The sequence below is a fragment of the Candidatus Poribacteria bacterium genome, assembly GCA_016866785.1.
Classification (GTDB): Bacteria; Poribacteria; WGA-4E.
In genome coordinates this window covers 1-3,245 of the sequence record VGLH01000232.1, presented here as the reverse complement: position 1 = coordinate 3,245, position 3,245 = coordinate 1, and the positions used below count along the sequence as shown (strand labels likewise).

Annotated in this window: 3 protein-coding genes; 1 reads left to right on the top strand and 2 read right to left on the bottom strand. The window is 64.7% G+C overall.

The genetic code is table 11. From position 1 onward, the window contains the following. Nucleotides 1-86: 86 nt before the first annotated feature. On the top strand, nucleotides 87-1,169 hold the full coding sequence (locus FJZ36_18650; GenBank protein MBM3216919.1) for a Gfo/Idh/MocA family oxidoreductase: 1,083 nt from the start codon (nucleotides 87-89) through the stop codon (nucleotides 1,167-1,169). A gap of 87 nt (nucleotides 1,170-1,256) precedes the next feature. On the opposite strand, the gene FJZ36_18645 is transcribed toward FJZ36_18650, so the two are convergent. Continuing rightward, nucleotides 1,257-2,339, bottom strand: coding sequence for a hypothetical protein (locus FJZ36_18645; GenBank protein MBM3216918.1), 1,083 nt, complete (start codon nucleotides 2,337-2,339; stop codon nucleotides 1,257-1,259). A gap of 258 nt (nucleotides 2,340-2,597) precedes the next feature. After that, on the bottom strand, nucleotides 2,598-3,245 hold a 648-nt coding region (locus FJZ36_18640; protein ID MBM3216917.1), incomplete at its 5' end, for a M14 family metallocarboxypeptidase.

Below are 3,245 nucleotides of genomic sequence, written 5' to 3'. Positions count from 1 at the left end.
CTACGGCTCCAACTGGCAGGACCCGCCCGTCGGACGCGTCGAGTTCTGGCGGAACCTTTCGCGCTGATGCGAGTGTGAGGGAGAGCATGACGACCTATCGCGCCGGAGTCATCGGGCACACGGGACGGGGCAACTACGGACACGGACTCGACACGGTCTATCTCGACGTCGCGGAGACGGAGATCGTCGCTGTCGCCGATGCGGACGGGGTAGGACTGAACGCCGCCGGGGAACGGCTCAAGGTTCCCGCGAAGGCTCGATACGCCGACTACCGCGAGATGCTTCGGCGCGAGAAGCTCGATCTGGTGAGCGTCGCGCCGCGATGGGTCGATCAGCATCGCGACATGGTTATCGCGGCGTCACAGTCCGGCGTCAAGGGCATCTACTGCGAGAAGCCACTGGCGCGAACGGCGCGGGAAGCCGACGAGATGGTGCGCGCGTGCGACGAGAACGGCGTCAAGATCGCCGTCGCGCACCAGACGCGCGCGCATCCGTTCATCGCCGAAGCGAAGCGCATGATCGCCGACGGAACCATCGGCGAGATCCGCGAGCTCCACGGGTTGGGGAAGATGGACAGCCGGGGCGGCGGGCAGGACCTGATGGTTCTCGGCACGCATATCCTCGACCTGATGTGCTACTTCGTCGGGACGCCGCGATGGGTTCAGGCGTCGGTGCTTCAGGACGGTCACGACGCCGGGCGGCGGGATGCGCGGCTCGGCGACGAGCACATTGGGCCCATCCTCGGGAACTGCCTGCACGCGACGTATAGCTTCGCGGGCGGCGTGCTGGGCCACTTCTTCTCGCGCAAGGAAGGGAACCGGTTCGCGAACCGGTCGATGGGTCTGCATATCCTCGGCAGCGACGGAATCCTCGCCTACCGAGGCGGATACCTGATGCACTACCCGCATCCGTGCTGGACGCCGGCTCCGTCCGACTCGGAGTGGCGCGTCGTCTGCGAACCGGCGGGGCACTCGGTCGAGTCGCTGAACGCGCCGCTCGTCCGTGACCTGATCGCCGCCATCCAGGAAGACCGCGACCCGTTGTCGAGCGGACGGGATGCTCGATGGAGTCTGGAGATGATCCTGGGCGTTTACGCTGCGCACCGGAACGGTCGGACGGCGTTCCCGCTGGTGGACCGCGACCATCCGCTGCGGGACTGGGTCGCATAGCGCACTCGGGGCGCAGCGATACTGCTCTGGGATGCGTGCGCTCCTCCCAGGAACCGAGCAGCTCCGCGTCTTGCCGTTCGGTCCCTGTCAGTCCCCGTCCTTGCCATCCCCAAACTGGATGTACAGCTGACCGTGTTCTGCGTCTTTGGGTGAGCCGCGCTTCCTGCGGGCCAACTGGTCCAGGCGATACTCCTCCCACGACCTGAACCGCCTTGCTGTCTGCCATTCGTCGTCGGTGAGAGGCGCGCCCTTGTGCCGCTCGAACTCGCGTCGGCGATGCTGCTGATATGCCTCCCACGAGGCGAAGCGCTGAGCTGTCTGCCACTCCACGTCGGTGAGCGGGGCCCCCTTCTTCTGCCCGAACGCGTGGCGTCGGAACGTCGCCCACGATTCGTATCGCTTGGCCTGGGACCATTCATCGTCGGTTAGGTCGCTGCCCTTCTCGTGTCCGAACGACGTGCAGCGTCGGTGCTCCGCCCATGATTCGAACCGCTTGGCGCTCTGCCACTCGTCGTCGCCTAGCGAGCTGCCCTTGTCCTGCTCGAACGAGTACCGCCGGTACTCCGTCCACGACTCAAACCTCTTGGCGACCTGCCACTCGTCGCCCGTGAGCTTGCTGCCCTTTTCCTGGCTGAACGACACGTGCAGTTGGTATTCCGGCCACGACTCGAAGCCTTTGGCGTTCTGCCATTCGTCGTCCGTAAGGTCGCTGCCCCTCTCCTGACTGAACGACACGTGACGTTGATATTCCGCCCACGAGTTGAACCCCTGGGAGCTCTGCCATTCGTCGTCGGTGAGAGGCGCCCCCTTCTCCTGCTCGAACGACGCATGGCGTTGGTGCTGCGACCAGGAAACGAACTGCTTTGCTTCTCGCCATTCATCGTCAGTGAGTGGCGCGCCTTTCTCCCGCGAGTATAGGTATCTGCCGTACACGTCCCATGGCGTTGGCAATGGCTGGGCAGTCTGGCTGTGCATGTCGGCATTGAAGAGATCATTGTGCAGGACGTAGTACTGATGCTTGCCGTCCGCACGGTCGTGCATTTCGTAGACATGGAGCTCGCTTCGGCAGTCGTTGTGGTACATGGGCGAGCTCTCGTGCCATTCATCGAACACGTTCGCCACCGTGTACTCGGCAGGCGCAAGGTGGACGACCTTGACGAACTGGCGCATGCTGTCAAGTTCGTCCCCCGTCAGACGGTGTCCGTCCTTGTGCGAGAACGGTACGCAGGCATATCGTCTAGCGCCGTCGAGAGTCGTCACTCCGACGCATCGCCCGATGCGAACGACGGAGCCGCGTGGGTACCTGGGGCGAGCCATAGTATGCTGTTTCGTGAAGTTCGCTGTTTGATTAGTGTTCAGCAACGGATAGCAGGTGACTGGAATCCCGTCAAGTCGCGCGAATTGCGTGAACGCGCGTCACACGAGCGTCTATTGCGCCGAGTGCGCCGCGATGATCGTCTCCAGCGCGATCTCGTGGGCGCGGACGCGGGGTTCCAGGGCAAGCGAGCTGGGCGTCTCCGACGTGACGAGGTGGGACGTGTGCCGCTGGAACAGCGCAATGGGGATGCCCGCGCCGCGTCGGTCGGCTGCGCGCGTGTCCGGCGGAAGGATGACGCCGTTCAAGGCCTCCATGCCCTCGATCTCAGGGCGTGTGTCGATCGGACACACCTTCGCGGCTCGCCGGGTGATCTCCGGTCCTACAGGCTCGCCGTCACGACGCAGCTCGTAGAGGTAGTACCCCGGGCTCTCCCAGTCCTCGTGCAGGTCGATGAACGCCTCGAAACGCCTACCGGCGACCAGAGCGCGGACGGCGGCGATCTCCGGCAAGTTTTCCCGGTCGAACGCCCAGTTCAGGTCGATGTCCTGCCGGTTGTGCCGGGACTCGTGGACATACCCCCACGGGTTAAGGCATGGGACCACCTCGAACCGGAGGCGGTCGAGCCAGGGCGCGTGTCCCGTCTCGATGAACGCGAGCGCGGCTTCGACGCCGGCGGGCTCGTCGCCGTGCGTTCCGCCGAACACGAGGATCGTCGGTACGCTCTCGTCGCGAGATAGGCGCACGCACTGGATCGGGTA

Bases quoted from the DNA above. Each gene is read 5' to 3' on its own strand.
- FJZ36_18650 (MBM3216919.1), top strand. From the start codon at position 87: ATGACGACCTATCGCGCCGGAGTCATCGGGCACACGGGACGGGGCAAC.
- FJZ36_18645 (MBM3216918.1), bottom strand. From the start codon at position 2,339: ATGCGCCAGTTCGTCAAGGTCGTCCACCTTGCGCCTGCCGAGTACACG.